Annotated in this window: 26 protein-coding genes, 1 tRNA gene and 1 pseudogene; 17 read left to right on the forward strand and 11 right to left on the reverse strand. The window is 58.6% G+C overall.

The features are described from left to right. Nucleotides 1-16 precede the first annotated feature (16 nt). From atzF to D8U18_RS00330, 11 genes are all read left to right on the forward strand, one after another. A complete protein-coding gene (atzF, locus tag D8U18_RS00280; RefSeq protein WP_131106770.1) occupies nucleotides 17-1,795 on the forward strand; it encodes an allophanate hydrolase in 1,779 nt (592 codons plus the stop codon). A gap of 193 nt (nucleotides 1,796-1,988) precedes the next feature. Continuing rightward, on the forward strand, nucleotides 1,989-3,482 hold the full coding sequence (locus tag D8U18_RS00285) for a sensor domain-containing diguanylate cyclase (protein ID WP_130906100.1): 1,494 nt from the start codon (nucleotides 1,989-1,991) through the stop codon (nucleotides 3,480-3,482). Continuing rightward, entirely contained in the window at nucleotides 3,469-3,699 is a 231-nt protein-coding gene (locus D8U18_RS00290; protein ID WP_131106771.1) for a cysteine-rich CWC family protein, read from the forward strand. The genes D8U18_RS00285 and D8U18_RS00290 overlap by 14 nt, the downstream gene beginning before the upstream one ends. A 33-nt stretch (nucleotides 3,700-3,732) precedes the next feature. Beyond that, the gene (locus tag D8U18_RS00295) at nucleotides 3,733-4,425 is read left to right on the forward strand and encodes a pseudouridine synthase (RefSeq protein ID WP_131106772.1); all 693 of its coding nucleotides are present in this window, start codon (nucleotides 3,733-3,735) and stop codon (nucleotides 4,423-4,425) included. Nucleotides 4,426-4,737: 312 nt separating this feature from the next. Beyond that, on the forward strand, nucleotides 4,738-5,622 hold the full coding sequence (locus D8U18_RS00300; protein WP_131106773.1) for an alpha/beta hydrolase: 885 nt from the start codon (nucleotides 4,738-4,740) through the stop codon (nucleotides 5,620-5,622). 158 nt (nucleotides 5,623-5,780) lie between these two features. Beyond that, nucleotides 5,781-5,854, forward strand: a tRNA-Gly gene (locus D8U18_RS00305). Between the two features lie 252 nt (nucleotides 5,855-6,106). Continuing rightward, nucleotides 6,107-6,409, forward strand: a complete 303-nt coding sequence (locus D8U18_RS00310) for a type II toxin-antitoxin system HigB family toxin (RefSeq protein WP_056856046.1) — start codon at nucleotides 6,107-6,109, stop codon at nucleotides 6,407-6,409. Beyond that, nucleotides 6,409-6,768: a hypothetical protein gene (locus tag D8U18_RS00315; protein ID WP_056856047.1), complete on the forward strand. Its 360-nt coding sequence runs from the start codon at nucleotides 6,409-6,411 to the stop codon at nucleotides 6,766-6,768. Before D8U18_RS00310 ends, D8U18_RS00315 begins: the two co-directional genes overlap by 1 nt. 257 nt (nucleotides 6,769-7,025) lie before the next feature. Beyond that, complete coding sequence (locus D8U18_RS00320) at nucleotides 7,026-7,205, forward strand: type II toxin-antitoxin system HicA family toxin (RefSeq protein ID WP_085710214.1); 180 nt, start codon at nucleotides 7,026-7,028, stop codon at nucleotides 7,203-7,205. A 38-nt stretch (nucleotides 7,206-7,243) separates the two neighbouring features. Continuing rightward, the gene (locus tag D8U18_RS00325; RefSeq protein WP_131106774.1) at nucleotides 7,244-7,651 is read left to right on the forward strand and encodes a type II toxin-antitoxin system HicB family antitoxin; all 408 of its coding nucleotides are present in this window, start codon (nucleotides 7,244-7,246) and stop codon (nucleotides 7,649-7,651) included. Between the two features lie 417 nt (nucleotides 7,652-8,068). Continuing rightward, complete coding sequence (locus D8U18_RS00330) at nucleotides 8,069-8,338, forward strand: short-chain dehydrogenase (RefSeq protein WP_131106775.1); 270 nt, start codon at nucleotides 8,069-8,071, stop codon at nucleotides 8,336-8,338. A 444-nt stretch (nucleotides 8,339-8,782) separates the two neighbouring features. Here the strand turns inward: D8U18_RS00330 and tam are convergent, their stop codons facing one another. Then, complete coding sequence (tam, locus tag D8U18_RS00335; RefSeq protein WP_130906096.1) at nucleotides 8,783-9,553, reverse strand: trans-aconitate 2-methyltransferase; 771 nt, start codon at nucleotides 9,551-9,553, stop codon at nucleotides 8,783-8,785. A gap of 183 nt (nucleotides 9,554-9,736) precedes the next feature. On the opposite strand from tam, the gene D8U18_RS00340 reads away from it, so the two are divergent. Continuing rightward, entirely contained in the window at nucleotides 9,737-10,147 is a 411-nt protein-coding gene (locus tag D8U18_RS00340) for a low affinity iron permease family protein (RefSeq protein ID WP_056856052.1), read from the forward strand. A 40-nt stretch (nucleotides 10,148-10,187) separates the two neighbouring features. On the opposite strand, the gene D8U18_RS00345 is transcribed toward D8U18_RS00340, so the two are convergent. From D8U18_RS00345 to D8U18_RS00360, 4 genes are all read right to left on the reverse strand, one after another. Further along, nucleotides 10,188-10,691 carry a DUF4142 domain-containing protein gene (locus D8U18_RS00345; RefSeq protein WP_056856053.1) on the reverse strand — a complete coding sequence of 168 codons (504 nt, stop codon included), beginning with the start codon at nucleotides 10,689-10,691 and terminating at the stop codon, nucleotides 10,188-10,190. Between the two features lie 72 nt (nucleotides 10,692-10,763). Further along, nucleotides 10,764-10,919: a KGG domain-containing protein gene (locus tag D8U18_RS00350; protein ID WP_082557648.1), complete on the reverse strand. Its 156-nt coding sequence runs from the start codon at nucleotides 10,917-10,919 to the stop codon at nucleotides 10,764-10,766. Nucleotides 10,920-11,035: 116 nt separating this feature from the next. Next, nucleotides 11,036-12,382 carry a GGDEF domain-containing protein gene (locus tag D8U18_RS00355; RefSeq protein WP_056856054.1) on the reverse strand — a complete coding sequence of 449 codons (1,347 nt, stop codon included), beginning with the start codon at nucleotides 12,380-12,382 and terminating at the stop codon, nucleotides 11,036-11,038. A gap of 82 nt (nucleotides 12,383-12,464) precedes the next feature. Continuing rightward, nucleotides 12,465-13,103 carry a LysE family translocator gene (locus D8U18_RS00360; protein WP_131106776.1) on the reverse strand — a complete coding sequence of 213 codons (639 nt, stop codon included), beginning with the start codon at nucleotides 13,101-13,103 and terminating at the stop codon, nucleotides 12,465-12,467. Nucleotides 13,104-13,256: 153 nt separating this feature from the next. Here D8U18_RS00360 and D8U18_RS00365 point away from each other — a divergent pair, with 153 nt between their 5' ends. Together D8U18_RS00365 and D8U18_RS00370 are read left to right on the forward strand one after the other, a co-directional pair. Continuing rightward, the gene (locus D8U18_RS00365; RefSeq protein WP_130906931.1) at nucleotides 13,257-13,496 is read left to right on the forward strand and encodes a ribbon-helix-helix protein, CopG family; all 240 of its coding nucleotides are present in this window, start codon (nucleotides 13,257-13,259) and stop codon (nucleotides 13,494-13,496) included. Then, entirely contained in the window at nucleotides 13,486-13,749 is a 264-nt protein-coding gene (locus tag D8U18_RS00370) for a type II toxin-antitoxin system RelE/ParE family toxin (protein WP_131106777.1), read from the forward strand. The genes D8U18_RS00365 and D8U18_RS00370 overlap by 11 nt, the downstream gene beginning before the upstream one ends. Nucleotides 13,750-13,843: 94 nt before the next feature. On the opposite strand, the pseudogene D8U18_RS00375 reads toward D8U18_RS00370, so the two are convergent. The 4 genes and pseudogenes from D8U18_RS00375 to D8U18_RS00390 form a co-directional block, all read right to left on the reverse strand. Further along, nucleotides 13,844-15,174: pseudogene (locus D8U18_RS00375) on the reverse strand (MFS transporter). 76 nt (nucleotides 15,175-15,250) lie between these two features. After that, on the reverse strand, nucleotides 15,251-16,174 hold the full coding sequence (locus D8U18_RS00380; protein ID WP_131106778.1) for a hydroxymethylglutaryl-CoA lyase: 924 nt from the start codon (nucleotides 16,172-16,174) through the stop codon (nucleotides 15,251-15,253). After that, on the reverse strand, nucleotides 16,171-17,364 hold the full coding sequence (locus D8U18_RS00385; protein WP_131106779.1) for a CaiB/BaiF CoA-transferase family protein: 1,194 nt from the start codon (nucleotides 17,362-17,364) through the stop codon (nucleotides 16,171-16,173). The genes D8U18_RS00380 and D8U18_RS00385 overlap by 4 nt, the downstream gene beginning before the upstream one ends. Nucleotides 17,365-17,588: 224 nt before the next feature. Beyond that, nucleotides 17,589-18,497, reverse strand: a complete 909-nt coding sequence (locus tag D8U18_RS00390) for a LysR family transcriptional regulator (protein WP_131106780.1) — start codon at nucleotides 18,495-18,497, stop codon at nucleotides 17,589-17,591. Nucleotides 18,498-18,651: 154 nt separating this feature from the next. Between D8U18_RS00390 and D8U18_RS00395 the strand changes: the two genes are divergently transcribed. Then, on the forward strand, nucleotides 18,652-19,671 hold the full coding sequence (locus tag D8U18_RS00395) for a DUF4917 family protein (RefSeq protein WP_131106781.1): 1,020 nt from the start codon (nucleotides 18,652-18,654) through the stop codon (nucleotides 19,669-19,671). 148 nt (nucleotides 19,672-19,819) lie between these two features. Here the strand turns inward: D8U18_RS00395 and D8U18_RS00400 are convergent, their stop codons facing one another. Beyond that, nucleotides 19,820-20,362, reverse strand: a complete 543-nt coding sequence (locus D8U18_RS00400) for an XRE family transcriptional regulator (RefSeq protein WP_131106782.1) — start codon at nucleotides 20,360-20,362, stop codon at nucleotides 19,820-19,822. A gap of 111 nt (nucleotides 20,363-20,473) precedes the next feature. Between D8U18_RS00400 and D8U18_RS00405 the strand changes: the two genes are divergently transcribed. After that, nucleotides 20,474-21,256 carry an aldolase gene (locus D8U18_RS00405; protein ID WP_056856063.1) on the forward strand — a complete coding sequence of 261 codons (783 nt, stop codon included), beginning with the start codon at nucleotides 20,474-20,476 and terminating at the stop codon, nucleotides 21,254-21,256. A gap of 31 nt (nucleotides 21,257-21,287) precedes the next feature. Beyond that, a complete protein-coding gene (locus D8U18_RS00410) occupies nucleotides 21,288-22,175 on the forward strand; it encodes a dihydrodipicolinate synthase family protein (protein ID WP_131106783.1) in 888 nt (295 codons plus the stop codon). A 110-nt stretch (nucleotides 22,176-22,285) separates the two neighbouring features. On the opposite strand, the gene D8U18_RS00415 is transcribed toward D8U18_RS00410, so the two are convergent. Further along, entirely contained in the window at nucleotides 22,286-22,630 is a 345-nt protein-coding gene (locus D8U18_RS00415) for a YegP family protein (protein WP_056856065.1), read from the reverse strand. Nucleotides 22,631-22,636 lie beyond the last annotated feature (6 nt).

Consider the following 22,636-nt stretch of genomic DNA (forward strand, 5'->3'; position numbering starts at 1 on the left):
GAAAAGGACGCACACCATGAACATCAATCTGCAACTCGACGCCCTGCGCAACGCCTACCGCGACGGCAGCACCACACCTCGGCAATTGCTGCTGAGCCTGCGGGACAAAGCCGCAGCGCTGAACCCGGACTACCACCTGTTCATCCACTTGCTGAGTGTCGAAGAACTGGAACCCTATCTAGCCGCGCTCGACGGTCGAGAAATCGACAGCCTGCCGCTGTACGGCGTGCCGTTCGCGATCAAAGACAATATTGATCTGGCGGGCGTTCCGACCACGGCGGCTTGCCCGGCCTTTGCCTACGTACCGCAACGTTCGGCCACTATCGTCGAACAACTGCTGGCGCTGGGCGCGGTGCCGCTGGGCAAGACCAATCTCGACCAGTTCGCTACCGGCCTCAACGGCAGTCGTTCGCCCTATGGCGCGTGCCCGAACAGCGTGTTGCCGGAATATCCGTCGGGCGGTTCCAGTGCCGGTTCTTCGTTGGCAGTAGCGCTCGGTGTCGCGAGTTTTGCCTTGGGCACCGACACCGCAGGCTCCGGACGCGTCCCGGCAGCGCTGAACAATCTGGTCGGGATGAAAGCCACCAAGGGCCTGATCTCCACCGCCGGGGTAGTGCCGGCCTGTCGTACGCTGGACTGCGTGACCACGTTTACCGCGACCGCCCGCGAAGCCAGTCAGTTGCTGGCATTGACCGCCCGACTAGACCCAAGGGATGAGTACAGCCGCAGCAACCCGCTGTGGAATGACGGCTCGGCGTTTGGTGTCGTGCGTCCGTTCCGCTTTGGTGTGCCGCGGGCGCAAGACCTGGAGTTCTTCGGCTGCACCGAGGGGCCGGTGCTGTTCGCCGAGGCCATCGATCAGCTCAAGGCATTGGGCGGTGAAGCCGTTGAGCTCGACCTGTCGCCCTTCCTTGAAGCCGCGCGCCTGTTGTATGAAGGCCCCTGGGTGGCTGAGCGCTACAGCGTGGCCGGCGAGTTGATGGCGCAAAATCCCGAGGCCGTGTTGCCGGTGATCCGCGCCGTGCTGGCCAAGGCCCCGGCTGTCAGTGGCGTGCAAACCTTCCGCGCCCAATACCATCTGCAAGCGTTGAAAGCCCTGTGCGACAAGGCGCTGGAAAATCTCGACTGCGTGATCACGCCAACCATCGGCCGCCCGGTCACACTGGCAGGACTCGCCGCCGAACCAGTCCAGCGTAATTCCGAACTGGGCTACTACACCAATTTCATGAACCTGTTGGACTACGCCGCTGTGGCCGTGCCCAGCGCTTTCATGGGCAACGGTTTGCCTTGGGGTGTGACGCTGTTTGGTCGGGCGTTTACCGATCAATACCTGTTGAGCGTGGCCGCTGGTTTGCAGCGCCAGCAGGGTTTGTCTGCCCCTGCTCCGACATCCGTGGCGCGCAATGATCGTGCGCGGCTGGTGGTCTGCGGCGCACACCTGGACGGGCTGGCGCTGAACTGGCAGCTCAAGCAGCGCGGCGCTCGATGGGTGGAAACGACGACCAGCTCACCCGACTATCAACTCTACGCCCTGGCCGGTGGCCCGCCGTTTCGTCCGGGCATGGTCCGCGTCAAGGAAGGTGGCGTGGCCATCGCCGTCGAAGTGTGGGAATTGCCGAGCAGTGAACTTGGCTCATTCCTGATCGGGATTCCCGCGCCGCTGGGATTGGGCAAGGTGCAACTGGCGGATGGTCGCTGGGAGAGCGGGTTTATCTGCGAATCGTATGGACTGGAAGGGGCGGTGAATATCAGCCACCTGGGCGGCTGGCGTGCCTACCTGAAAACCCTCGCCTGACTGATCGTTCCCACGCTCTGCGTGGGAACGCTCCTGTGACGCTCCGCGTCACCGGGGCGAAGGGACGCGGAGCGTGGGAACGATCAAACCCTCCAACTGTGTGGGAACGACCATTCGCGGCGTACATGGAGCAGTTATTTTCGGCGACAGCCCTTAGAATGTCTGCCATCGGATTACTGACAATGGAATTGCCATGCCGCTCCGCTCGCCGCTGTATTCTCAACGCTGGTTGATACTCACGCTGATCGGGTTGCTGGGCGCAGGTTTCCTGGCCACGTCATTCCTCAGTTACTACGCCTCGCGGGCATCAATCCGCGACAACATCGTCAACACCGAACTGCCGCTGACTTCCGATACGGTGTACTCGGAAATCCAGAAAGACCTTGTCAGACCGATCCTTATTTCCTCGATGATGTCCCGTGACACCTTCATGCGCGACTGGGTGGTCAACGGTGAAAAAGACACCGATCAAATGACCCGTTATCTCAACGAGGTCATGACCCACTACGGCGCCTACACCGCGTTTTTCGTCTCCAACACCAGCCTGACTTACTACCACGCCAAAGGAGTGCTCAAGCAGGTCAAGGCCACCGAACCGCGAGATGCCTGGTATTTTCGGGTGCGTGACATGAAGGATCCCTACGAGATCAACGTCGACCCGGACCTCGCCAACAAGGACAACCTGACCGTCTTCATCAACTACAAAGTCTACGACTACAACAACCGTTTCATCGGTGCCGCCGGTGTCGGGCTCACGGTCGATGCCGTGATAAAACTGATCGACAAGTACCAACAGCATTACCAGCGCAGTGTGTACTTCGTCGACACCTTTGGGCGGCTGGTACTCACCGGTGCCGAAGGGGGTCCGCAAGGCGCCCAGGCCGGGCAGCCTCTGGGCGAACTTGAAAGCATGAAAAACCTGGTCAGCCAGTTGCCCAAGCCCCACAGCGGCAGCTACGAATATTCCGGCCAGGGCCAGGGCCATTTCCTCAACGTGCGGTTCATCCCGGAGCTGAACTGGTATCTGTTCGTCGACAAACTCGAAGACGGTGACCTCAGTGACATCCGTCGCTCGCTGTACCTCAACCTGCTGATTTGCCTGGTGGTCACCCTGAGCGTGCTGACCCTGCTCAACCGGGTGATCAAGCGCTATCAGAGCCGAATCCAGGCCCAGGCCACCCTCGACAGCCTGACCGAGTTGCCCAATCGCCGAGGCTTCGATCTGCTGGCTGCACAAGCGATGCACGAAGCTCAGCGCGAACCGAAGCCGCTGACGACGTTGCTGCTGGATCTGGACCACTTCAAGGCACTGAACGACACCTACGGCCACCTTGCCGGCGATCAGGTGCTGATCGGCTTTGCGCGGGATCTGGAAAGCTGTCTGCGGCATTCCGACATTGTCTGCCGCTGGGGCGGTGAAGAATTCATCGTGATGCTCAAGGACACCGACGCTGAGACGGGTCTGAAAATCGCCGAGAAAATTCGCCGGCACGTGGAACAGCAACGTTATGCCTACAACGGCAACGTGCTGCATCTGACAGTCAGCATCGGCCTGACTACCCTGCAAGCCAACGACACCTTGCACACCCTGCTGTCGCGGGCCGATCATGCGATGTATCGGGCCAAACAAAGTGGCCGCAATCGAACCTGCGTGGAAAAGCCTCACTCCCGTTATGAACCAGCCTGATCTGTGCCCCGCTTGCGGCGCCCCCAACGACTGCACCCTGGCCGATCCGCGAACTGCCGATCGGGCGTGTTGGTGTTATGGCGTCAGTATCGACCCGGCGGTGCTCCAGGCACTGCCGGCCGAACTGCGCAACGCTTCATGCCTGTGCCCGCGCTGCGCCGAAGTCGAGGCGCAGTTGCAGTTGCAGTTGCAAGCAGCGGCTCGACCGATCGAGTAAGATGCGCGGCCCTTTTCTTGCCGACTTTCAAACATGCGCGTCGACCGTTTCCTCAGCAACCTGTCGTGCTTCAACCGTAAGCAAGTGCGCCTGTTGCTGGTGGAAAAACGCGTGCGGATCGACGGAAAAGTCGTCAGCGATCCACACAGTGAGGTCCGTGAATTCAGCCGCGTTGAAGTCGACAATGACGTACTGCAAGCCGGTAAACCGTTGCGTCACTTCATGCTGCACAAGCCTGCCGGTTGCGTCAGCGCCACCCGCGACTCGCAACACCCGACCGTTCTCGACCTGATCCACGAGCCGGACAAAGACGAGCTGCACATTGCCGGGCGCCTGGACTTCAACACCACCGGCCTGATGCTGATCACCAACGACGGCAGCTGGTCACGACGCCTGACCCAACCGCAGACCAAACTGCCGAAGGTCTATTTCGTTGAAACCGAACAGGACATCGGCCCCGAATACGCAATCAAATTCCACGAAGGCCTGTACTTCGCCTTCGAAAACCTCACCACCCAACCCGCCGAACTGGAGCTGCTCGCACCAAAGTGCGCACGCTTGAGCATCGTCGAAGGCCGCTATCACCAGGTCAAGCGTATGTTCGGCCACTTCAACAACAAAGTGCTGCGCCTGCACCGCGAACGCATGGGCCCGCTGGCACTCGACACCTCGCTAAAACCGGGCGAATACCGCGCTTTAAGCGCCGAAGAGATCCAATCGATCTAAGCAGCCTACCACTCAGCAGAAGTTGTCGAACAATTTACCAAAGCACTTGCGCAATGATGTGACCCCTGCTTGAATCAGGACGTCGGCCCGAATTGTGACCGACGAGTCACAACATACTTCTAAGAAACTTTTTGCCGGTAGGGACCCTTGGGTTCCGGCCTCACCCGGCAGACTGCCCGCCAATAACAATACCCGTCGACCGGACTGCACTGGATCGACATGGGCCTCCAAATTCCAAGGCATATGCCTACCTGTCACAAAGCTCGTGCAATCTCTTTTGCGCGCATACCCGCTTGCCAGGAGTCTTATGACATGAGGCCAGAAATCGCTGTGCTGGATATACAGGGTCAGTATCGGGTTTACACGGAGTTCTATCGCGCAGACGCCGCAGAGAAGACCATTATCTTGGTCAACGGCTCGATGGCCACGACTGCGTCGTTTGCACAAACCGTGAAAAACCTCCATCCGCAATTCAATGTGGTCTGCTACGACCAGCCCTACGCGGGCAAGTCAAAAGCCCACAACCTGCATGAGAAATTGCTGACCAAGGAAGTCGAAGGGCAGATCCTCCTGGAGCTGATCGACCACTTCGCCGCCGAACACGTGCTGTCGTTTTCCTGGGGTGGCGCCGCGACCCTCGTCGCCCTCGCCCAACGGCCACGGCGCATCGAAAAAGCCGTGATCAGCTCGTTCTCGCCGGAGATCAACGCGCACATGCTCGACTATCTCGAGCGCGGTGTGGACTACCTCGGCAGCCGTGATGGCGACCGGGTCGGCAACCTGGTCAACAGCACCATCGGCAAACACCTGCCGACGTTGTTCAAGCGCTTCAACTACAGGCACGTCAGCAGCCTGGCCGATCACGAGTACGGGCAGATGCATTTCCACATCAGCGATCTGTTGCACAGCGACCGCCAGTGCTTTTTCAAAGCGGCAGAGAAAATCAATGTGCCGGTGCTGTTCATGAACGGCGAATGGGACGAATACACCGCCGCCGATGGCGCCCGGTTGTTCGCCAACCACGTGCAACACGCCACCTTCACCACCCTTGAGGCCACCGGCCATTTTCTCGACATGGAACACAAAGCCGCCTGCCGAGACAGCCGCAACGCACTGATGGGGTTCCTGAAGCCGGCGCAGCACGAAAGCCGACCGCGTTACCACTACGTCCAGGACCACCATGCATTGGCCATCTGAAACAGCGTCATCGCGAGCAAGCCCGGTTCCGCAGGAACGAGGCTTGCCCGCGAATGACCGTCTCAGGTCCTTGTAGTGTTTCACCTGCGCTAAAGCCGTATCGCGCAAAGAAAAACTTCATTTCCACACGCACATCTGGTACAAAGTCACCGCTCTGAGCGGGTGTCGTATAATGGCATTACTCCAGCTTCCCAAGCTGATAACGAGGGTTCGATTCCCTTCACCCGCTCCAATCGAATTTTTGGTCTCACGTTGAGAGGGTTTTGACGGGGGATGTAGAGACGGAAAAAACCGGTCCTTTGTGACCGGTTTTTTTGTGGGCGCGATTTGGTTCGATTTTCCATAGACGGAAAATTAGCGTTTTTGCGCAAGATCTAAGTTTTGTTAACGTTTTTTTTGTCTTCTAAACGGATTTGGTCCGGAAATCAGAGATTGCATCTCTTTAAAGCGACGACTACCATCTCCCAAAATGGGAGGAAATGCAGTGCGTGTGATTGCGAAAGGGACATTGCGCGAGTTCTGGGAAAGCAGCTCAGCTTATGCTGACTCCGAAACACCACTGGTTGAATGGTATCGGCACATGGAAAAGGCCGTTTACAGCACGCCGCAAGAAGTCAAAGCGGAGCTGAGGACAGCAAGCATCCTCAAAGGTGGCAGGGTTGTATTCAACATCGGCGGAAATAAGTACCGGGTGATCATGGCAATTGATTACCAGCGTCAACTCGGTTTCATACGATTCGTTGGCACCCACGCCCAGTACGATCAGATCAATGCGGAGACCGTATGATGAACATTAAACCCATTCGCAGCCAAGAGGACCTGACCGCGGCATTTGCCCGCGTTGAGCAGCTATGGGGCGCGGAAGTAGGCTCGTCCGATGGCGATGAGCTGGAAATTCTTGCGCTGCTCATCGAAAAGTACGAAGACGAGCATTACCCGATGCCGCCTTCCGATCCAATTGAGGCGATAAAATTTCGCATGGATCAGCAAGGCCTGACGCCTCGTGATCTGGAACCCTTCATCGGTACGAGCGGACGCGTGTCGGAAGTGCTGAATCGCAAGCGTAAACTGAGCCTGTCGATGATCAAGCGCCTTCATGACGGGTTGCGAATCCCTTATGAAAGTCTGCTTGCAGGTGTTGCGTGACAGGGGATGCAGCGCTCAAAACCGGTCCAAATGGCCGGTTTTTTTATCTCTGGTTTTCCTGCGAGCGTACTCGTAGAAAAACCTCGCAATACACAAAACATTTAAATCCAGCGTTGCATAATCCCCTTCCCGCCACGTCCTCCTAGACTCGACTTTTATCACAGCACACCGCCAAACCAGGACGATTTGGTGGTTATAGTGTTGATTACAAAAATTCAGTAGGTATAGTAACCACAAGCACACCACAAGGAGGTGTTGTGAATAGTCGATTCTTGATAGGCCAACTCGTTGCGGACGGCTGGTATCTGGTACGGATCAGGGGCAGTCATCATCACTTCAAGCACCCGACCAAGCCGGGGTTGGTGACGGTTCCTCACCCGAAGAAAGATCTGCTCAAGAAAACGGCCATCAGTATTTTGCAACAGGCGCTGCTTTGATCGAATGGTAGGCGCCTAGTCCTCGGAGGACACTGAACATGCTTTACCCAATTGCCATTTCAATGGGCAACGATGAACACGCGTGGGGCGTTGAAGTCCCTGACATTCCGGGGTGTTTTTCCGCCGGGGAAGATCTGGATGACGCGATGGCAATGGCACGCGAAGCCATCGAAGGTCATTTCGAGATTCTGGCCGAAGACGGTTCACCCATTCCGCCCGCCAACAAGGTGACCTTGCATGCAGCCGATCCGAAATACGCAGGGTGTGCTTGGGCGCTGGTGGACATCGACGTGACCAAATACCTGGGCAAGGCCCAGAAGCTGAACATCACGCTTCCTGGCTACCTGCTCAACCGGATTGATGAATATGTGCTGCACCACCCGGAAGAGAAAAGCCGTTCGGGCTTTCTGGCGTCGGCAGCGCTCAAGGTGTTGCAGCAGGGCTGAGCTTGTTTTCAGCGATGTATCGACCGGCCCCAGTGGCCGGTTTTTTTATGGGCGGGAGTTGCTGAAATCGTGCTTTGAGCAGGCGCTTGGCCGTCCGGTTCGCAGATAAAGCAACGTCCTACAATAGTCTGGGAAATGTCCGTACACTTGCGCATTGCTGTGTCTTTGTCATGAGACCTATAGTCCGGGCACGCCCAAATGGCGTGTCGGGTTTGGCGACCTGAAGTGGAATGCAAAAGCGCTCTGGCTTGTTTGCAGGCGTTTTTGCATCTGTAGAGTTGTCGTTTTATGGCAGCTGTGCGTGGGAGATCCTCGGATCTGCCGGCTTCCACTCCGGTTCGCCAACCTGCGTACAGTTGCCACCCATTCGTTTGGCGACGATTGGCTGGTAGACCTCAACTCAGTGGAGCAATACTCATGAAAGAGTTCATGGCTTTAACCAGCAACGCCGACGACCTCCCCACGTTTTACGTCAACACCACCCAACCCTTGCATTCCCTGCTCAGCAGCGCCCGTTATCGAATCGGTGCTGTGACACAGGTTCTCGAAAACCTCGCGATGCGCGGTGAAATCAGCACTGACTCGGTCATCCTCAGCGATTTCGCATTGTTGTGCTGCATACCTTTGCGCGATGGCTGCGATGTGTTGGATGTCATTGCCCGTCGAATGGATGCAGAACCCTCCTGATTGCATAATGGCCCTGTGTAGGAGCCGGCTCGCTGGCGATAGCATCTTCACGATCGCCATCGCTGGCAAGCCAGCTCCCACAGGTATTGTGCCGACCGGCTCCTACGAAGATCGATTCAAGCACCGATGATGATGTTGGTTGCGTGCAGCGCTGAAAGCCGCCCGTATATTTTGCGTAAGGATCGGCGTGCGCCAGTAAAGAAGGCGTAGCAAGGCGTTGAGACCGTAAATGGATGTCTTATCCTCTGGGCTCACCCTTCGCATCGAGATCAGCATGGAAAGTTCAGAGTTGGGGATCATGATCATTTCAATGATCGGGTTGTTCGGCTTTGCTTCATTTGTTTTTGAATACTTGAGCGCCAGGCGCTCAAGGAAAAGCAAACCGCAGTGATTTTCTCAGCGGTCAAAAATAGGGACAGATGACTTATCTGTCCCTATTTCGCTTCAGCGCGTCGCCACCATGAACAACCGTGGAAACGGCAACAGCACCGATCCGTCGCTCAACGCCGGGTAGGCCTTTTCGATAGCTGTCTGATATTGCTTGAGGTATTGCGCCCGCTCGGCCTCATTCAGCGGCTCGAGAAACGGCCGCAAACCGCTGCCCTTGAACCACTCGACGACGCCCGAGGCGCCCCCTGCGAGTGGATGATGGTAGGTGGTGCGCCACACATCGACGCGGGTGCAGCAGGCTTTCAGTATCGAGTAGTAACCGCTTGCACTTTCAATGTCGGTTCGCTGGCCGGCGGCGTTCGCCAATTTGCCTGCCCATGGCCCATCAGCAGCCACTTCGCGCATCAAGCGGTGGGAGTGCTCATTGATATTGTCCGGCATCTGGATTGCCAGGCTGCCACCGGGTGCAAGTTTATTCACCAGCGAAGGCAGCAATGTGGCGTGATCAGGCACCCACTGCAGCACCGCGTTGGCGAAGATCACATCGAACGGGCCGTTGTCGTTCCAGGTGTCGATGTCGGCAACATCAAACCGCACGTTGGGCAGGCGCTTGCGTGCGGCCTCGATCATGTCGGCCGAACTGTCCAGCCCTCGCACTGTGGCACCGGCGAAGCGCTCCACCAGCAACTCGGTCGAGTTGCCCGGGCCGCAGCCGATATCGATGGCCGAACGCACGTCCCCGGCGGGAATCGCCGCCAGCAGGTCACGGGCCGGACGGGTGCGTTCATCTTCAAAAGCGACGTATTGTTTGGCGGACCAACTCATTGCGTTCTCCTGTCGGTGCGTTGTCATGATCAGAGTCGACAACCGGTTAGCTACGATACCGCGATGCGCGCTGCCAGTGGATGCAGAACTAGGCTTTTCCAGTTGTACGTCAACCCCGGCCGAATTTTCATCTGCCCCCCGATGTCTGAATTTCAGGTTCATCCTTAATAAGGAAACACGGCCATGAAATTCGCAAAAATCGCGCAGAAACTCGCCCTGTGGGCTGGTAGCCCCACCACGTTCCTGGGAGCGATCATTCTGATTTTTTTGTGGGCGGTGAGCGGTCCGTTTTTTGGTTACAACGACACCTGGCAACTGGTCATCAATACCTCGACCACCATCATTACGTTCCTGATGGTGTTCCTGATCCAGAACACGCAGAACCGTGACACCGACATTTTGCATCTGAAGGTCGACGAGTTGCTGCGGGTGACGAAGGAAGCGCAGAACGCGATGCTCGGGCTCGAAGCACTGGACCTCAAGGAACTGGAGGCGCTGAGAAAGCGCTATCGCAGCCTCGGCGAGGGGCAGACCATTGAACTGGAAGGCACGGTTGTCGAAGAAAAGGGCAAGTCTGGTTTGAAGGACTGCTGAAATGCGCAGGCGACCGATGTCGCCTGCACAATACCAAAAACTAGCGGCTGGCTTGCAGCGCCCTGGCCATTTGCAGATGGTTCTGCAGTTTGGGCAGGGTTTCTTCGGCGAATGCCTTTATTTGTGGCACGTCGGTGGTTTGCGCCGTTTGCTCAAGCTGCTCGATGGCTTCTTGAGTGGTCTTCACCTGGCTCGCCGCGTAGGCCTCATCGAACGTTTCGCCATCCATCACTTGCGGCATCAGGGCCTTGGCCTTCTCCACCACTTCTTCACGGGGAGCCACAGGCAGATCCAATTGTTTGGCGATCTTCGCCAGGTGCTGATTGGCGGTGGTGCGGTCGTTGATCACGACGATGGTGTAATCCTTGACCTCTTTGGATTCGGATTTCTGGTGCGCCAGGCGGCTGGCTTCGATTTCTGCCACGCCTTTGGCCGAGGTATCGTTGATGAATTCGGTGGGTGTCTGGGCGAAGGCGCCAGTGGCACACAGGCCCAGTAACACGGCAAAACCGCTGTTGCGTAATCGGGTGGCCATCCGGTTCATGGTCGCGCCCTCCTCTTAAAATTCAAACGGGAGCTTTCGCTCCCGCTTCTCAATCAAAACTACCAACATCCATTACTTGGATTTCTGTGCGGGCTTACGACCCATGTCGGGTTTAGGCTCTTTGTCGACAGTCGTGGTGGTAGTTTTCCCACCTTTGCGACCGGCTTCAGACGCCTTCGTTCGATCGTTGGAGAAGTTTCCCGAGTTCGAGTTTCTTGAGTTAGGCATGATTCTCTACCTCTTGGTAATGATCGCGGCGAGCTGTAGCCCGCATAGAATCTGAATTTTCGCGATGCAAAAGGTTTAGAAAATCTGGAATCGCCACGACGAACGGTGAGATTTTTTCAGACGAGCCGCAGGTGATGTTCACGCTTGGCGGTGTACATCGCTTCGTCGGCATGCCGGAACAACTGCTTTTCTTCCGTACCATGTTCTGGGTATTGCGCCACCCCGATGCTTGGCTGGATGCTCAGGCTGTGGCCGTCCAGACGCAACGGCGCGGCCAGCACCTGACGGATTTTCCCGGCCACGCAGTCGGCATCGCCTGAGGCGTGGATGCTGTGCAGCAACACCACGAATTCGTCACCGCCAATGCGCGCCACGGTATCGGTTTCGCGCACGCAGCCCTTGAGTCGATTGGCCACGGTTTGCAGGAGCATGTCGCCCACCGCATGGCCGTGGGTGTCGTTGACCTGCTTGAATCGGTCGAGGTCGACATACAGCAGCGCCATGCGTCCGCAATCTGCGCGGGCCGCTTCTATTGACAGCTTTAACCGGTCACGCAGCAATTCGCGGTTAGGCAGTTGGGTCAATTGATCATATTGGGCCATGCGTTGCAGGCGTGCGTGCAATTGTTTGCGCTCGATCGCCGTCGCGACCTGGGCGCAGACGTACTGCAACAGCTCTTTATCCTGCTCGGTATAGCGCTCGCCACCGGGGATGCTTTTGACGATCAGTGCGCCGATGGTGCCGTTTTGCGAGTTCAGCGGCACACCCAGCCAGCACGGCGAATTCTGCCCGGTCACCAGTAATTCGAACCCTTCGGGTGGATTATCCTGGCCTGGGGTCAGCAGGATCGGCATGCCGCTGCGAATGACCTCGGCGCACAGACGCCCGGTCATTGTGCCGGGCTGTTCGGGTTGGGGTTCGTGATCGTCGACGTGATACGGGAAATTCAACTGCGCGCAATGCTCGTCATACAACGCCACGGAAAAGTTCAGCGCTGGCAACCATTCACCAATGATCAGGTGGATGCGTTTGAACAACGCCAGCAGGTCTTCCGCCGCATGGGCCGCTTCCGAAATCGCGTACAGCGCCGCTTGCCGGGACTCGGCCTGCTTGCGCTCGGTAATGTCGCGGGCCACGGCGATGCGCAACTGATCGACCTCCGACCAACGCGCCGACCAAAGAATGTGCACCACCTGGCCGTCCTTGCGCAGGTAGCGGTTTTCGAAATTGAGCTTGGGCTCGCCGCCCATGATTTCGCGTGCAGCGTCCAGGGTTCGCTGGCGATCGGCCGGGTGCACCAGATCGATCATCGACTGGCCGATCAGTTCGTCAGGGCTATAGCCGAAAATGCGCTCGCAGGCGGCACTGACAAAAACGAAGCGACCCTGTTTGTCGACCGCGCAAACGGCGTCCAGCAGGAGGTCGATGTAGCTCGCCATCGGAGCGGAATTTCTGGAGGTCATGGTGCCGAGCGCGTGTCCGAACAATGCAACAATATAAAAACCATCCCGTACGTGTGCGACTGATGCATCCCGGCGATCAGCGTCAAGCCTTGTTCGCCACCAGCCCCGGCAGCGCATGAGCCAAGGCGTTGATGGCAAAACCGATGAACATCACCCCGCACAATCGGGTGATCGCCAATTCATGCCGTTGATACAACGTGCGTACCCGCTGCGCCCCGACGATGCCGATGAGGATAGCGTAAGCGACAAGACCGCCGACGAAACTCAGGAAAATCAGCCAGGGCAACATCGACCAGGTCAGCAACTCGGCGCGGCTCGACAACAATGCCGTGAACGTGGCTACCGCTACCGGGTAGGCCTTGGGGTTGGTCAGGCCGAACAGGATGCCATGCCAGAACGGCTGACGCGCCGGGCCTTGCGGCGCTTGGGCACTTTGGCGGCGCACTCGTACTGCACGCCAGCCAAGCCAGAACAGATAGAGACCGCTGAGCACGCCCAGTACGTCAAACGCGGTGCTGCCGATTTCTCGCGCCCCGACAATCGCCACCAACGCAGTGCTGCACCAGATCACATCGCCCAGCAAATGCCCGCAAAGAAACCCCGCCCCTGCCCGTCGCCCATGCGCCGCGCCGATGCCAAACACAGCCAGTACGCCCGGCCCCGGAGTGATGCCGTAAATGAATCCCGAGGCGAGAACAGCCATCAGCAACGAGGGGGTCATGGGAAGTCCCTTTGAACTTTCTGGTGAATGGGCGCCAGTCTATATCAGGTCATTGCCTGTCGACCGAAACATCTCGACAGACGAACGGGATGGCAGCGTCCACAGGATGGCGGTGTAGTATGTTGTATTACAAACCACTACATCGAGACCATCATGTCCGTTATGTCTCTGCGCGTACCAGACGATATCGCCGATACGCTCGCCAGTCTTTCCAAAGCAACGGGACGCAGCAAATCCTTTTTGGCGGTCGACGCCTTGCGCGAATACCTGGCCCGTGAAGCGTGGCAAATCGAGGAGATTCAGAACGCTTTGAAAGAAGCCGATGAAGGTGACTTCGCGACCCAAGAAGAAGTGGACGCTATCGCTGGTAAGTGGACGGCCAATGCGCGTTGAGTGGTTGCGTACGGCATTAAAGAATCTCGATGACGAAGCAGCGTACATCGCTATCGAGAATCCTGAGGCAGCAGCAGATTTTGTTCAGGCGATTATCGCCAGCGTGGATCACCTTGCCCGATTTCCAGCGACAGGTCGTGAGGGACGTTTACCCGGTACCAGAGAATGGGTGGTGCCTGATCGCCCTTATTTGATTCCCTACCGGGTTCGCCAAGGTCGGCTTCAGGTACTACGCGTTTTTCACACGCGCTGACTTCCACCTTCAAGTTGGTGAAGTCTGAATCGCAGCCTTCGGCAGCTCACACAGGGATGCGTGGTCCTTGTGGGCTGCCGTAGCCTGCGAATCGTCAGATCTTGTCGAGCGTACGCAGCTTCTGCGGCAGCCCCACATCAGCAGCGCCACGGCGATCAGCGCACAAACTCCAATCACATACAACGCCGGTGTGGTGCTGCCGGTCAGGTCTTTGATGCGTCCAACCATGACCGGGCTGACAATGCCGCCAAACTGACCCAGGGTGTTAATCACCGCAATCCCGCCCGCAGCTCCCGCGCCCGCACCGGCCAGCAATTTCGGTGGCAGGGTCCAGAAGCTTGGGATGGAAGCGATGATCCCGGCGCCGAGCAGGCCCAGCGCAACGATCAGGAAAGTCGTGTGGTTGGCGAAGATTCCCGCACAGAAGAAGCCGACTGCGCCCACCGCTACCAGACCCGCGACAAACTTGCGGCGCTCGCCTGAAGCATCAGACAAACGCCCAATCACCACCATGCTGATCGCACCGCAGATGTACGGTATCGCGGTCAGCAGACCAATCATCACCGGGCTCTCGGTCCCTGCGCTGCGGATCAGTTGAGGCGCCCAGAAGTTCAGGCCATAGGACGCCACTTGAATCAGGAAGTAGATCAGGCCGAGGGTCAGGAAGCCCGGAATCCGCAGCGCCGCGAGCAGCGAGCCGCCGCTCTTATGCGGTTCATGGTGAGCGATGCGACTGGCCAGCAGTGTCTTTTCCGACGGTGTCAGCCAATGGGCGTCTTCGATGCGGTCCTTGAGCAAGGTCAGTACCAACAACCCGAGACCAATGCATGGCACTCCGCCGAGCAGGAACAACCAGTGCCAGCCACGCATTTCAAGAAAACCATCCAGGTGTTGCAACACCAGTCCGGAGAACGGTGCACCGACCAGACCGGCAAACGCCGACGCCAGGAACAACATCGACGTGATGCGCCCACGATAGTGCTGGGGGAACCACAACGTCAGGTAATACAGCACACCCGGCGCAAATCCGGCCTCCATCGCACCGATCAGGAATCGCAGGACGTAGAACTGCCATTCACTGTTGACGAACACCATCAATGCGGTGGCCAGGCCCCATGACATCATGATCCGGGCGATCCAGCGCCGGGCGCCGACCTTGTACAACATCATGTTGCTCGGCACTTCGAAAATCACGTAACCGACCACGAACAACCCGGCGCCGAGGCCATACGCGGTATCGCTCAGGCTCAGATCGGCCTGTAGCTGGAACTTGGCGAAGCTGATGTTGATGCGATCGAAAAAAGCGAACAGATAGCAGACCATGATCAGCGGCATCAGGCGCCAGGCGACCTTGCTGACCAGGGCTTTTTCTTCATCGTGGGTAACGGCCGGGCTCGCGCCGGCCTCCAGTGCATTAAGGCTCATTGTTTTCTCCAGGCGGACTTCCCTTGGGTGTCCGATTGTTTTTGTTGTCTGGTTGGTTTTTACAGGTCACGCGTCATCAGGGGACTGGATGCAAATCGCAATTGCGTCCAGCCTTGGCCAGCTGGCCTGGCACTTCATGGCCCAGCAGTGCCGGCAATCCTCGGGAAAGCTTCAGCAACAACGGCAGATCGATACCGGTTGGAATCCCGACTTCATCGCACAGGTTGACCAGGTCCTCGGTGCAAATATTGCCCGACGCACCCGGCGCGAACGGACAGCCGCCGAGCCCGCCAAGTGCCGCGTCGAAACGTCGGGCACCCGCCTCATAGGCGGCCAGCACGTTGCACAGGCCAAGGCCTCGGGTGTTATGAAAATGCAGGGTCAAATCCGCCGGCGATACCTGCTGCAACACCCGGCGCACCAAGCGCTCGACCTGGCGCGGATTGGCCATACCGGTGGTGTCAGCCAGGGTGATGCCCTGGATGCCGAGCTCCTGATAGGCCTCGACGATTTGCAGCACCCGGTCTTCATCGATCTTGCCTTCGAACGGGCAGCCGAACGTGGTAGCGATGCTGGCGTTGAGTCGCACCTTGGAGCCCTGCACGAAGTGCACAATCTCGCCGAACGCGGCCAAAGAGTCTTCGCTGCGCATGCGCATGTTCGCCAGGTTATGAGTCTGGCTGGCGGACATCACCAGGTTCAGTTCATCGGCAGTGCAGGCCAGTGCCCGTTGCGCGCCCTTCAGGTTGGGGATCAACGCGACGTAGATCACCTCCGGTTGGCGAGTGATGCCCTTGAACACCTGCTCACCATCGCGCAATGCGGGAATGGCCTTGGGCGACACGAACGAACCGGCCTCGATACGGCTGAACCCGGCTAGCGACAGTTGATCGATCAGGGCAATTTTGTCGATGGTTTCAACCCAGGTCGGCTCGATCTGCAAGCCGTCGCGCGGGGACACTTCCTGAACGATGAGGCGCTCGGAATAATCAGTGATCATTGCACCACTCCTTCAGTTTTCAGGCGTTTGATGTCCGCTTCGGTCAGGCCCAATTGCGCGAGGATGCCATCGGTGTGCTGACCCAGACCGGGGCCGGACCAGTTCACGCCGCCAGGGGTTTGCGAGAGTTTCGGCACGATGCCCGGCATCTTCACCGTGGCGCCACCCGGCAGTTCGGCGTTGAGCAGCATGTCCCGCGCCTGATAGTGCGGATCGGCAACAATATCGGCCACTGAGTAGATGCGCCCGGCCGGGACTTCGGCGGCTTCCAGCGCGGCCAGAACGTCGTCGATCGGCAGGCTGCTGGTCCAGTGAGTGATCGCTGCGTCGAGCAGATTGCTTTGGGCCGCACGTCCGTCGTTGTGGGCAAACTCGGGGGCGTCGGCCAGATCGTGGCGGCCGATGGTTTGCATCAGGCGCTTGTAGATGGGATCGCTGTTGCCGGCGATCACCACATAGGCGCCATCGGCCGTGAGGTAGGTGTTGGAAGGCGCGATGCCGGGCAAGGCACCGCCACTGCGCTCACGCACGTGGCCGAGCATGTCGTACTCGGGCACCAGGCTTTCCATGACGTTGAACACGCTTTCGGCCAGCGACACATCGACGATTTGCCCGCCGCCCTGCCCGGTCTTGACTCGCAGCAACGACATCAGCGCGCCGATCACCGCATGCAGCGACGCCAGGGAATCGCCGAGGCTCACGCCGACGCGCGCCGGGGGTGAACCCGGGGTGCCAGTGGTGTAACGAATGCCGCCCATGGCCTCGCCGATGGCGCCGAAACCCGGACGGTCGCGGTACGGGCCGGTCTGGCCGTAGCCAGAGATCCGCACCAGGGTCAGGTTCGGGTTGAGGGCATGCAGCACATCCCAACCGAGACCGAGTTTTTCCAGCGCGCCGGGGCGCAGGTTTTCGATCAGCACGTCGGCGCTGGTCGCCAGTTGCTTGACCAGTTCGATGCCTTCGGGGGATTTCAGGTTCAGCGCCAGGGATTTCTTGTTGCGTGATTGCAGATACCACCACAACGAAGTGCCTTCGTGCAGCTTGCGCCATTTGCGCAAGGGATCACCCTGGCCCATGGCTTCGATCTTGATCACTTCGGCGCCGAACTCGGCGAGCATGCGCGCGGCGAACGGCGCGGCGATCAGCGTGCCGATCTCGATCACTTTGATTGCACTCAAGGGGGCAGTCATCGCGGGTACCTCTTGTTCTTGGAATATGGGCCAAGGCTAGAGGACGACGGGATCTGTAATCCAACCTTCAGTTGGCAACGGGCGTTCGCGAAATGCGAACGCTTCTGAATTTTCCGCGATCTCAAGGCCGCCATCGCGGGCAAGCCTGGCTCCTACATGGATTACGCTAGACCTGTAGGATCGAGGCTTGCCCGCGAAGGGCCGGTAAATTCAACGCAGAACTATCAGACCTGACCACGCAAGTGTTCGAACAACATCCGGCTCACCGGCGACAATGTCGCTTCGTCGCGCACCACCAATATCAACGCCCGATCCGACCATTCATCCGTCAACGGCACCGCGTGTAACCCCAACGCTCGACCAAACAATTCATAGGCTCGCTGTGGCAGGATGCCGATGCCCATGTTGGCTTGCACCATGCGACACACCGCATCGAACCCCGGTACATGAATGCGGATGCGCAAGACTTTGCCAGCCTGCCTCGCGGCGGCGTGGGTGCGCATGTTGATCGAACTGGCGGCATGCAGGCCGACGTAATCGGAATCCAGGGTTTGCGCAAACGGCACCGATTCGCGTGATGCCAACGTGTGCTCGGGCAGCATCACCACCACCAGTTTGTCCTGACGGTACAACACGCTGTGCAGGCCTTTGATGTCGCTGTCGATGGAACAGATCCCGAGGTCCGCCACACCATCCAGAACCCCCTGAATCACCCCGGCGCTGGGACGTTCTTCGAGATCGGTCTTGACCTGCGGGTGCCGCTCGGAAAAATCCCGCAAGTCTTCCGGCAGAAACTGAATGATCGCCGACAGGTTGGCGAGCATCCGCACATAACCGCGCACCCCGTGGCTGTGCTCACCCAGTTCCAGGCCCATTTTCTCGACGTTGAACAGCATTTGCCGCGCATGATGCAGCAAGGTTTCACCGGCCGCCGTCAGCGTCATGCCCTTGGCCTGGCGCACGAACAGACTGATGCCCAGCGCCTCCTCCAACTCCATCAAGCGCTTGCTCGCCGCCGACACCGCAATCGCTTCGCGCGCGGCAGCACGGGTGAGCGTGCCCTCTTCATGTACGGCGACAAACAGTTGCAGGGTGATCAGGTCGAGGCGGCGGATCAGGCTTTTTTGCAGCATTGGGCACTCGGCAAAGTCGGCTCAGGCGAAGGCGCAGCATAACGTCCTTCGTCCGGGCTGTGCCGGGGATGCAGCGCGCGACGAAAAATCTCCCCGCCCGGCATGATAAAGTCGCCGCCCATCAGCCCCTTTTGCCGTGAGTCGAAAAAACGCAATGACCGATTTCCTGGATGTCGATGCCCAACTTGAAGACTGGAACGCCTTGCGCACGAGCGCTGCGTTCAGCGGCCTGCTGGTGGGCAACGGTGCCAGCCGCGCGGTGTGGGATGATTTCGGCTATGAGTCGCTGTTTGAAAACGCTCGCACAGTGGAAGAAAAACCGCTGAGCCCATCCGAGCTGAGTGTGTTCGACGCGATGCAAACCCGCAGTTTCGAGCAGGTGCTGAGCGCACTGAAAACCACCAGCCGGGTCAACAAGGCCCTGGCCGTCAGCTCCGCCGCGCCGCGCAATCGTTACTACGCGATCAAGGAAGCGCTGATCAACACCGTGCATGCCGCGCACATTCCGTGGCGGTTGGTCCAGGCATCGACGCTGGCGACGATCAACCAGGAACTGAGCACCTGGCGCACGGTGTTCACCACCAATTACGACCTGCTCAACTACTGGGCGGTGCAACACCAGCCCGAGACGATCACCGACCTGTTCCAGGGTGCCGAACCCGCCTTCGACCTCAGCACCACCGCCACCGATAAAACCCGCTTGCTGTACCTGCACGGCGGTCTGCACCTGGTGCGTAACCAGGACGGCACAGCGCGCAAGTTGATGTCGACCGAGGGCACGTTGCTGGGCAATTTCGCCATCAACAACACGATCAAGACCCTCGACGACGTACCGCTGTTCGTCAACGAAGGGCCGAGCGCGGACAAACTCAAGACCATCCGCAGCTCCGATTACCTGTCGTTCTGCTACGAGCAGCTACTCGGCCATGGCGATGGTTTGTGCATTTTCGGGCACGCGCTGGGCGAGCAGGACAAACACATCATCCATGCCTTGCGCCTGGCCAAACCGCAGGTGCTGGCGATCTCGATCTATCCGCGCAGCAAGGCGTTCATCCAGCATCAGAAGCGGCATTACGCGAAGGTGTTCGAGGGGACGGGGATTGAGTTGCGTTTTTTTGATTCGAAGACCCATACGCTGGGTAGCCCGAAGTTGGCCGTACCCGTTGAGCTCTGAGGCGAACGCCTGACCTGTGGCGAGGGAGCTTGCTCCCGCTCGGCTGCGCAGCAGTCGTAATCCTGCCCCTGCATGTTCTTTAAAAAATGCAGGGGGCCGCTTCGCAGCCCAGCGGGAGCAAGCTCCCTCGCCACCAAAACCGACCCACTCAGTCTTCAGCGCAATGCACCACTACCAGCAACTGCGCCTGCACCTCGCCCACCGAGCGAATCCGGTGCGGTTTCTGTGAGTTGAAGTGCAGTGCATCGCCTCGATTGAGCAGCACGCGTTCGCTGACGAAATCCACTTCCACCTGCCCTTCGTGGACGAATAGGAACTCCTCGCCCAAGTGTTCCTTGAAGGCCTTGTCGATGAACTCGGTCGGCGGGTAAATGATGAACGGTAGCAGGCTGCGTTCACTGACCTGATGGGCCAGCACCGCATAGCCCGGGTTGTCCTCGCTGGAACCCAACGGTTGCCGCTCGTGGCTGCGCACCAGGCTGTAGCTGTCGACACTGACCTTGTCCTCCGAGAACAACTCCTCGACCTTCACGTTTAGCGCCTTGGCCAGTTTCAACGCAGCCGCAATCGACGGCGTGTTCAACCCGCGTTCGACCTTCGACAGATAACTCTTGGTCATGCCGGATTTTTCCGCCAATTCCTCAAGGGTTACGCCAAGTTTTTTTCTCAATAATTTCAAACGGATAGACATGTGGAGCGATTAATCCATCAAGAAGGTGACGAATTGTCCTTGCTCATGACACAATGTGTCATATAGCATCTTTCGTGTCATCTGCATGACTCAGCCAAAGAGGACACCGATATGGCCAAGACATTAGCACTGCCCAAAGATCAACTGGTCAAGCAAGCGCTCAACCAGATGCAAAACACGTTGGCGGATAATACGTGGACCGACCGGCAAAAGCTGGCCCTGACCTGCCGCATTCTGTTCGAGAATGGCCACGACTCGGGTCTGGCCGGGCAAATCACCGCCCGCGGCCCACAGCCTGGCACTTACTACACTCAACAACTGGGCCTGGGTTTCGACGAAATCACCGCGGGCAACCTGCTGCTGGTCAACGAAGACCTGGAAGTGCTCGAAGGCCACGGCATGCCGAATCCGGCCAATCGGTTCCACAGTTGGGTATACCGCGCACGACCGGATGTGAACTGCATCATTCACACCCATCCGACCCATATCGCCGCGTTATCGATGCTGGAAGTGCCGCTGCAGATTTCCCACATGGACCTCTGCCCGCTCTACGACGACTGCGCGTTCCTCGAAGGTTGGCCCGGCGTGCCGGTAGGCAACGAAGAAGGTGATCTGATTGCCGGCGCACTCGGCGACAAACGGGCGATTCTGCTTTCTCACCACGGCCAGTTGTCCACCGGCACCACCATCGAGGAGGCCTGCGTGATCGCACAATTGATCGAACGCGCCGCCAAACTGCAATTGCTGGCAATGAGCGCCGGGACCATCAAGCCGATCATTCCGGAACTGGGTCGCGAAGCCCACGACTGGATCGCCCGGCCCAAGCGCCATGCCGCTGCTTTCAACTACTACGCCCGGCAGAACCTGCGCCAACACGCTGATTGCCTGAACTGACACCCCTGCCCTTTTACAACGGAGCGACACCATGTCCACCGCAAACATTCACGGCATCATCGGCTACACCATCACCCCATTCACCGCCAACGGCGAAGGCGTTGATCTTGACGCGCTCGGGCGTTCCATCGACCGCTTGATCGACGGCGGCGTGCATTCCATCGCGCCACTGGGCAGCACCGGCGAAGGTGCCTACTTGAGCGATGCGGAGTGGGATCAGGTCGCCGAATTCAGCATCAAGCACGTTGCCAAACGAGTGCCGACCATCGTCAGCGTATCGGACTTGACCACTGCCAAAGCGGTACGCCGCGCACGTTTTGCCGAGGCCCATGGCGCCGATGTGGTGATGGTGCTGCCGACCTCCTACTGGAAGCTCAGCGAGGCAGAGATCCTCGCCCACTACCGCGCCATCGGCGACAGCATCGGCGTGCCGATCATGCTCTACAACAACCCGGCCACCAGCGGCACCGACATGTCGGTGGACTTGATTCTGCGCATCGTCAACGGCGTCGAAAACGTGACCATGGTCAAGGAGAGCACCGGCGACATCCAGCGCATGCATCAACTGCAACGCTTGGGCGAAGGTCGGGTGCCGTTCTACAACGGCTGTAACCCGCTGGCGCTCGAAGCCTTCGCGGCAGGCGCGAAAGGCTGGTGCACGGCGGCACCGAACCTGATCCCGCAGCTCAACCTGGACTTGTATGAAGCGGTACTGGCCAATGATCTGGGCAAGGCGCGCGAGCTGTTCTATCGCCAGTTGCCATTGCTCGACTTCATCCTCAAGGGCGGCTTGCCGGCGACGATCAAGGCCGGTTTGCGCGAAACCGGTCTGGAGGTGGGTGATCCGCGGTTGCCGGTGTTTGCGTTGGGTGAAGCGGGTCGTGCTCAGTTGCAAGGGTTGATCAAAACCTTGCGTTAAAACGCGGAACATGTGGGAGCGAGCCTGCTCGCGATGACGGTCTGTCAGTCAACATCACGGTTGAATGCGATGGTCTCATCGCGAGCAGGCTCGCTCGTACAGGGTTGGATTCAAAGCACCGGCAAGGTCTTGTCCTTGATCACCTTGGTCGGCCCGTTGGCCTTGACGCTGGCGATGCCTTTCTCCATCGCGGCGTCGGAGGCATAGGATTCGCTGCTGCCGATAATCTCGTGGTTACCGGCCTTGAGATTGAAATAGGGATGGCCATCCTTGGTGGTTTTCTTCTCGTAGCGCTCATCCTGAGGGCTGTTGGCCTGGACTGACGCGATGCCTTTGTCGGCCGCGGCGCGGGTGGTGTACAGCTCGCTGGTCAGAATGGTTTCGGCGTTCGCCGCCTTCAGCACAAACCTGAACTGACCGCTGCTGTTTTTGCTCACTTCATACCATCCGGACATGCTGAT

This window comes from Pseudomonas sp. Sample_10 (assembly GCF_004321495.1).
Taxonomy (GTDB): domain Bacteria; phylum Pseudomonadota; class Gammaproteobacteria; order Pseudomonadales; family Pseudomonadaceae; genus Aquipseudomonas.

Bases quoted from the DNA above. Each gene is read 5' to 3' on its own strand.
- D8U18_RS00405 (WP_056856063.1), top strand. From the start codon at position 20,474: ATGGCCAAGACATTAGCACTGCCCAAAGATCAACTGGTCAAGCAAGCG.
- D8U18_RS00325 (WP_131106774.1), top strand. From the start codon at position 7,244: ATGCTTTACCCAATTGCCATTTCAATGGGCAACGATGAACACGCGTGG.
- tam (WP_130906096.1), bottom strand. From the start codon at position 9,553: ATGAGTTGGTCCGCCAAACAATACGTCGCTTTTGAAGATGAACGCACC.
- D8U18_RS00415 (WP_056856065.1), bottom strand. From the start codon at position 22,630: ATGTCCGGATGGTATGAAGTGAGCAAAAACAGCAGCGGTCAGTTCAGG.
- D8U18_RS00290 (WP_131106771.1), top strand. From the start codon at position 3,469: ATGAACCAGCCTGATCTGTGCCCCGCTTGCGGCGCCCCCAACGACTGC.
- D8U18_RS00385 (WP_131106779.1), bottom strand. From the start codon at position 17,364: ATGACTGCCCCCTTGAGTGCAATCAAAGTGATCGAGATCGGCACGCTG.
- D8U18_RS00380 (WP_131106778.1), bottom strand. From the start codon at position 16,174: ATGATCACTGATTATTCCGAGCGCCTCATCGTTCAGGAAGTGTCCCCG.
- D8U18_RS00340 (WP_056856052.1), top strand. From the start codon at position 9,737: ATGAAATTCGCAAAAATCGCGCAGAAACTCGCCCTGTGGGCTGGTAGC.
- D8U18_RS00330 (WP_131106775.1), top strand. From the start codon at position 8,069: ATGAAAGAGTTCATGGCTTTAACCAGCAACGCCGACGACCTCCCCACG.
- D8U18_RS00370 (WP_131106777.1), top strand. From the start codon at position 13,486: ATGCGCGTTGAGTGGTTGCGTACGGCATTAAAGAATCTCGATGACGAA.
- D8U18_RS00315 (WP_056856047.1), top strand. From the start codon at position 6,409: ATGAACATTAAACCCATTCGCAGCCAAGAGGACCTGACCGCGGCATTT.
- D8U18_RS00390 (WP_131106780.1), bottom strand. From the start codon at position 18,497: ATGCTGCAAAAAAGCCTGATCCGCCGCCTCGACCTGATCACCCTGCAA.
- D8U18_RS00300 (WP_131106773.1), top strand. From the start codon at position 4,738: ATGAGGCCAGAAATCGCTGTGCTGGATATACAGGGTCAGTATCGGGTT.
- D8U18_RS00285 (WP_130906100.1), top strand. From the start codon at position 1,989: ATGCCGCTCCGCTCGCCGCTGTATTCTCAACGCTGGTTGATACTCACG.
- D8U18_RS00395 (WP_131106781.1), top strand. From the start codon at position 18,652: ATGACCGATTTCCTGGATGTCGATGCCCAACTTGAAGACTGGAACGCC.
- D8U18_RS00295 (WP_131106772.1), top strand. From the start codon at position 3,733: ATGCGCGTCGACCGTTTCCTCAGCAACCTGTCGTGCTTCAACCGTAAG.
- D8U18_RS00345 (WP_056856053.1), bottom strand. From the start codon at position 10,691: ATGAACCGGATGGCCACCCGATTACGCAACAGCGGTTTTGCCGTGTTA.
- atzF (WP_131106770.1), top strand. From the start codon at position 17: ATGAACATCAATCTGCAACTCGACGCCCTGCGCAACGCCTACCGCGAC.
- D8U18_RS00355 (WP_056856054.1), bottom strand. From the start codon at position 12,382: ATGACCTCCAGAAATTCCGCTCCGATGGCGAGCTACATCGACCTCCTG.
- D8U18_RS00350 (WP_082557648.1), bottom strand. From the start codon at position 10,919: ATGCCTAACTCAAGAAACTCGAACTCGGGAAACTTCTCCAACGATCGA.
- D8U18_RS00365 (WP_130906931.1), top strand. From the start codon at position 13,257: ATGTCCGTTATGTCTCTGCGCGTACCAGACGATATCGCCGATACGCTC.
- D8U18_RS00360 (WP_131106776.1), bottom strand. From the start codon at position 13,103: ATGACCCCCTCGTTGCTGATGGCTGTTCTCGCCTCGGGATTCATTTAC.
- D8U18_RS00400 (WP_131106782.1), bottom strand. From the start codon at position 20,362: ATGTCTATCCGTTTGAAATTATTGAGAAAAAAACTTGGCGTAACCCTT.
- D8U18_RS00410 (WP_131106783.1), top strand. From the start codon at position 21,288: ATGTCCACCGCAAACATTCACGGCATCATCGGCTACACCATCACCCCA.